Raw genomic sequence first — 6,514 nt, 5'->3', positions numbered from 1 at the left:
CGCCGTGGTTACCGTGCAGGCTGACTATATTGACCCCACCGTCCCCATCAATCGTTGCACTCCCGTGACCCACTTCGATCACGTCGTCACCCACACCGCCGAAAATCTTATCGTCCCCGCCACCGGCATGAATGATGCTGCCGTCCTTGGAAGCATAGATTGTGTCGCCCTGAGGACCGGCATAGATGACCGACTTACCCGTGCCACCAACGATGGTGTTGTGCCCACTGCCGCCGACCAGGACGTCGTTACCCATGCCACCTATCAGAGTCGAATTGCCGGAACCGCCCTTGATAAAGACACCGTTAGCACCGCCACTTATGATGGTATCATTGCCGCTCCCGCCTTCGGCAATGGTTAAACCGGCCTGATACATGTCCAGTGCCACACCTTGGTTACCGACAATGATCGCCGTATCGTGCCCGCCATTGCCGTGAATGTTTTTCGTATCGTCAGCAGCGCTGATGACAAAAACGTCATCACCGGCACCACCAACATAGGTATTGCTCCCTGCGCCCCCAACCAGCCAGCTGCCGGTTTTTGCCGCAATCAGCGTATCATTGCCACTGCCACCATACAGATTGCTGACTCCCAGTTGCTCCGCATTGAGGGTTTCATCCGTTTCACTCTGACTGGCGTAAGCCGTGGTCGTGATATCGTTGTGGGTGGAGGTCACTCGCGTACCGGTTCCCTCAGTACTCAGGGTATTGCTGACGGGATCACCGAGAAAGTCAACAGCCAGCACTTCCTGAGTTTTACCCTTGATAGTAAACGACCCACTGGCAACGACCTTATTCCCATCACGCACGTCTGTTTTGTCCGAAGCCCGGACGTTTATCTGAGTAATACCCCATTCCGCCAGTGTCTTGAGTTCGCCCGCATCGACTTTTGCATCGTGGGTGCCATCAACCCAGACCCGTAATTTACTCCAGATCGGATCACGTTCATCAATCACGCCGTCTTTATTAACATCTTCACTGGCTAAAGCCCCGAAACCCTCCTTGAATTTTTTTTCGCCCGCCGCACCGTTTATTCCGGCCTCGCCACCGTAGTATTCGGAGAACATCTGGCTGACATCTTTTATCTGACCGCGCCCATCGTCGATCACCAATATTCCCGTATTGCGATCCGCCCAGCCGCTGCGCTTAAGCGTGCCACTGTTATCCATGTCGAACAGCACACCGTCACGAATATCAGTCATGTGCACGCCATTGCCGCTCAGATCCAATAACAATGGATCAACATAGGTGTTAAACGTCGTCATTGCCGATAAGCCGTTCAACGTCACAGCGTTGCGCAGGCTGGTGTCCTGTTTATTGCCATTCAAGGTCAGGTCGAGGTAGAACTGCGATAGATAGGCGTTGGGCCGGACATTGGGGTCGAGCTGCATTTCACCGGGACGAATGCCGCCGGTGGCAAGGCTAGCCATCTGTGTTGAAGCGAAATCGGTTTTATTGAGAATGCCCGCGAGGGTGAATATTTTATGGGTCGCTGAATTTTGGATATAACCGTTGGCAACATCCTGCTGCGCTTTATTTTCGCCCTGAATATGTTTCTGCGGCTGTGGGGAGGAATTGATATCAATGTTAATTAAGCTTTTTGGTGGGTTGAGAATCGTACCATCTTTACGCACTGGTTTAAGCCACTCAGGTTCAAACCATGGAATGGTTCTTCTCTCATAATGATCACCATTACGAATCAGGTCATCACTAATGATTTGAGCTCCATGAGAATTAAGTAGATTTCTTAAAGCCGCAGGATTAGCATTAGGAAACATATTTCCTTGAAAATCTCTTCCAAAAAAACCTTTCTGACTGTATCCAATGGTTTTTAATGATGAGAATACGAAATCTACGCAACTATTAAAATCTAGCGCATAAACGTCATTATTAAATCCACCTAATTTTGGGTTTTGTGAAAAATCGCTTAATTTGTTGTACTGAGCTTCAGTCAACGCGATGGTCACTTCATAAGTGGTTTCTTGGTAGGCCGCATTATCATTAATCGTTACTCGCCCTTCACCCCACGGTTGATCATACCTTGACTCGAAACCGTAACTTTTTTCATTTCCGCTCCCGTCACTTATCACATACCACATATGACCACCGGATGATTTATGTACGTCTCCCGCTTTATGTTCGTTCTTATCAGTCTGGTAAACATACTTAGCCCCCATCGGGGCAACTTTATAGGTTACAGTATATTTCTTTTCCATACTTATTATTTCCTCTACATGTTATTTCTGCTTTGTGTTTTTCTGCATAAGTTAAATTTTTGGATTAAAATAGGCGAGCTCAACAAAACTCTCGATGTCATTAAAGGCAGGGACATTTTCCAATGTGGTAATAACGGCAGAATAACGTCCGGGGGGTAACTCAAGTATTTTAATGTTTCGCACAGCCATATTTATTCTTCTTCCTCCATAATTTAAAGACTGTCCCCAGCCAAGTCCCCCAGCATTTATTTTCTCGTCAAAGAAAACCTCACCGTTTCTAACCAGATGAAGTGAAACGGGAATTATTACCCCGTCGTTATCAATACCCCCGAATAACTTAAACCGTCTTTCCATTTCATCATGATCATCCCCGGTCGCAAACAACAGGGCAAACTGATAATTTCCAGCCTTGCCGATTTCAAAACTAATCTTGACTGACTGGCCAGACCGCGTCACATCAATCGGTTCGTATATATCAATCGGTTTAGGTTTAGAGCAGGCAACCAATAAGGCACAACTCAAAAAAAGAATAATCCTGTGCCAATTCCTGAACCCTTCATATACCCGTAATACTTTCATCACATAACTCCAAATTTTAATATTTTCTTTGTTTATACTGATACCATTTTAAATCTTCGGATCGTAATGGTTGAATTCGATAAAACTCTCAATGCCATTAAAAGCAGGCACATCTTCCAGGGTAGTAATTACCGCAGAGTAACGTCCGGGGAGCAATTCAAGTGTTTTAATATCGCGCACAGTCGTATTTATTAATCTCTTTTCGTAATAGAAGGCTTGCCACCCATCGAGCCTTACCGCATTTACCTTCTTGTCAAAAAAAACCTTTCCGTCTTTAACCAGACGAAGAGAAACGGGAATAGCAATCCCATCCTTATCAACACTCCCAAATATCTTAGATCGCCTGTCTATTTCATTATAATCACCCCCAGTAGCAAACAGCAGAGCAAATTGATAATTTCCAGCCTTGCGCTTGCTGAGTTCAAAATTAATCTCGACCGATTGTCCCGAATGCGACACATCAATCGGCTTGCGTATAGCATCAATGTAATTAGAGCATGCTACTAACCAGATACAACTCATAAAAATAATAATGTTTCGCCAGTTTTTAAATCTTTCGTATACCCGTAATACTTTCATCACGTCACTCCAAATTTTTATATTTCCTTTGTTTATACTGATACCATTTTAAATCTTCGGATTAAAATATGTGAGCTGTACAAAACTCTCAATGCCATTAAAAGCAGGCACATCCTCTAGGATGGTAATTACCGCAGAGTAACGTCCGGAGGGTAACGAAAGTGTTTTAATTTCTCGTACAGCCGTAGTTATACTTCTCTCTTTGTAATAAAAGGATTGTGTTCCTTCGCTCCCTACCGAATTTATTTCCTCGTCAAAAAAAACCTTGCCGTCTTTAACCAGACGAAGCGAAACGGGGGTTATAACCCCGTCCTTATCAACATTCCCAAACAACTCAAGCCGCCTTAGCATTTCTTCATAATCATTCCCTTTATCAAACAACAGGGCAAACTGATAATCTCCAACCTCGCTCTTGCTGAGTTCAAAATTAATCTCGACGGATTGCCCAGCATGCAACACATCAATCGGTTTATATATAGTATCAATGTAATTAGAGCAGGCCATTAATAATGTACAGCTCATAAAAATAATAATATTTCGCCAGTGTTTGAACCTTTGGTGTACCTGTAATACTTTCATTATGTCACTCAAAATTTTGATATTTCCTTTGTTTATACTGATACCATTTTAAATCTTCGGATCGTAATAGGTAAACACAATAAAACTCTCTATACCTTTAAAAGCAGGGACATCTTCCAGGGTGGTAATTACCGCAGAGTAGCGTCCGGGAGGTAATGAAAATGTTTTAATTTCTCGCACAGCCGTATTTACCCTTCTCTCTTCGTAATAGAAGGACTTCCCTCCCCCGTATCCTACGGCGTTTATTTTTTCATCAAAAAAAGCCTTATCATTTCTAACCAGATAAAATGAAACGGGGATTGTTACTCCGTCATCATAAATACTCCCGAACAACTTAAAACGCCTTTTCATTTCATCATGATCATCCCCTGTAGCAAACAGCAGAGCGAACTGATAATTCCCTTTCTTACTAATTTCGAAATCAATTTTGACTGACTGGTCAGACTTCGTCACATCAATCGGTTTATATATTGCATCAATGTACTTAGAGCAGGCCATTAATAAGGTGCAGCTCATAAAAATAATCATATTTCGCCAATTTTTAAATCTTTCATGTATACGTAATACTTTCATCTTGTCACTCCAAATCTTCGGGCAGTTCAAGGATGAATTCATGGGCTCCAGGCGGGCGGGCGGCGTGCACGACCACTTCGCGCGGCGCACCCGGATCGCTCAAGGCAATGTTTTCGCGAATGCTGCGGTTGAATAGCATATTGTCCTGCAACACCACGCCAATCTGCCGGCGCAGCGAGGACATATCAGTGGCTCAGTACTCATTTCATTATCTTGCATCAGACAACTTAATCCTTAAATCAAAAATCTGGATATTCATCTCACCTCTAGCAAGCTATCCAGACACCCCCGCAATCCGTTTAGTAAACAAATCACAATTCATATAATTAGGCGATTATATCATCAAATAATAATAAATTTCATTTAATACATTCACAAACAGTGACATTAACCACACAATAATATTAAAATTTATTAAATTTATAATTTTTACGCTTACATTGATAACAAAACATAAACATCAACAATTTGATTCAGTCATTGCAACGACTCTTGAATCGGTGAAATTAAGATATCGATCAGTTATCGCCATCACAATGAAACTAATCGGTATTACCGACTGGACAAATCGGCTAATAATCGCTCAACAAAAAAGACTAAGAAAAGAGATTTCAATTATAAACTAGCCAAAATTTGGTATACAGGTAGGTTTAAGACACATTTATCTTGTATAGGCTAGCTTATTGCACGAGAATTTTTCAATCACCCAATCGAGAACTTTTTACAAAAATAAAAAGGCACATTTACCGAAGTCAGCACGGCAAATCAGAAAGCTCATTAATAATATTAATGATGTGCTTATCAGACTGAAAAATCCCAATCCAACAACCGAGCAAACAATGATCAAAAAACGTCAGGGAATATATGACCACATCATTAATATATAATTTTTTTTACACAAATCAGTCTGTCCGTCATTCCGCACCACATGCCTGATTTAAAAATAGTGTGCTAGTCCGGCCGCCGCGCAATGTGAAGCACAGACTTTTACGAAAAACACGCTGAAATCAGACACAATCGCCCACCGCCCGTTGGGTATTTTTAACCTTTGAAGAGATTAATCCCTTCGAATTTCAAGAACATCGGAGGGTAACGGGAATACAACCGTACCAAAGTGACCTGTTGAAAATATTCGGTCAATGGTATGCGTTTTTTTCTTCCTGAATGGGATGCGGAATATCGGTTATAAAGTCCCGCGATAACCATCACGGGCCTTGTTACCGATCAGTGCCAGTTGGCTGCCAGTACAGGTTGCAGCCGCTGTTGCTCGACATCACCGAGCATGGCCGTCGCCGGTGCTGGGGGCGCGAAGGCAGCCATAGCCTGGACAAGGTGTTCGACATCACTATCCATCAACCGATGACCATCACCCGCCATGATGCTACCGGCTCGTTCGGTAGGACTGGCATACCCATTATGCAGCGTGACCTCCTGCTTGCTGCCAATGACCGAAATTTGCAGATCCTGTCCTTCATGCTGGAACCACAGACGTTCAGGGCTGATGTCCTTTCCAAACACCAAGTTACCCATCTCACCACTAAACGCCAAATCGTTGTCCCCATGCCCGATAACGTTGCTACCATGACCTAACGTGATATCGGCAAAACGGCCCATCACATTCACCTTATTGTCACCGTTGCTGGCAACTATTTTGCTCTCCATCGCTTCCACATTGATAAGGGGAATGCTCACTGGCTTCCTCGGGGGAATACTCATCGGCTTCAGGTCGATAGAGGGAAGCGGTAAAGGCTTATCAACATCAAGGGGAGCGACAATGGGTGTCAATGAGCCCGGTACAGTCACCGTCGGTTTATCGGAAGATGGCGTCACCACCAGCCCGACCGTTGACACCAAATCCGGCACCGGCTCCGCAAAGAGGAAATCGGCTGCATCGACCTGCGAAATATCTAGGGTATCGAGATATAGCAGCTTCACCTTTGAATCAGTACCGCTGACCCCATTAAAGGTAACGTCAACGCCATGAATTTG

The 6,514-nt window shown here is 43.9% G+C and carries 7 protein-coding genes; all 7 read right to left on the bottom strand.

The window, feature by feature from the left end:
• A partial coding sequence (locus tag AM629_RS20285) for a calcium-binding protein (protein WP_161804256.1) occupies nt 1-2,215 on the bottom strand: 2,215 nt, incomplete at its 3' end.
• A gap of 51 nt (nt 2,216-2,266) precedes the next feature.
• Complete coding sequence (locus AM629_RS20280; protein WP_054481526.1) at nt 2,267-2,794, bottom strand: DUF5625 family protein; 528 nt, start codon at nt 2,792-2,794, stop codon at nt 2,267-2,269.
• Between the two features lie 48 nt (nt 2,795-2,842).
• A complete protein-coding gene (locus AM629_RS20275) occupies nt 2,843-3,373 on the bottom strand; it encodes a DUF5625 family protein (protein ID WP_054481524.1) in 531 nt (176 codons plus the stop codon).
• Between the two features lie 48 nt (nt 3,374-3,421).
• Nucleotides 3,422-3,952 carry a DUF5625 family protein gene (locus tag AM629_RS20270; protein WP_054481522.1) on the bottom strand — a complete coding sequence of 177 codons (531 nt, stop codon included), beginning with the start codon at nt 3,950-3,952 and terminating at the stop codon, nt 3,422-3,424.
• Between the two features lie 48 nt (nt 3,953-4,000).
• Nucleotides 4,001-4,525, bottom strand: a complete 525-nt coding sequence (locus tag AM629_RS20265; protein ID WP_054481520.1) for a DUF5625 family protein — start codon at nt 4,523-4,525, stop codon at nt 4,001-4,003.
• A 4-nt stretch (nt 4,526-4,529) separates the two neighbouring features.
• Nucleotides 4,530-4,709, bottom strand: coding sequence for a P-loop NTPase family protein (locus AM629_RS24310; RefSeq protein ID WP_054481517.1), 180 nt, complete (start codon nt 4,707-4,709; stop codon nt 4,530-4,532).
• 1,040 nt (nt 4,710-5,749) lie between these two features.
• Nucleotides 5,750-6,376, bottom strand: a complete 627-nt coding sequence (locus AM629_RS20255; protein ID WP_200905779.1) for a hypothetical protein — start codon at nt 6,374-6,376, stop codon at nt 5,750-5,752.
• Between the last annotated feature and the right edge of the window lie 138 nt (nt 6,377-6,514).

The sequence above is a fragment of the Photorhabdus heterorhabditis genome (assembly GCF_001280945.1).
In the GTDB taxonomy this organism is placed as follows: domain Bacteria; phylum Pseudomonadota; class Gammaproteobacteria; order Enterobacterales; family Enterobacteriaceae; genus Photorhabdus; species Photorhabdus heterorhabditis.
Note: the sequence above shows the minus strand (reverse complement) of the source record. Positions and strands in the feature narration are given on the sequence as shown.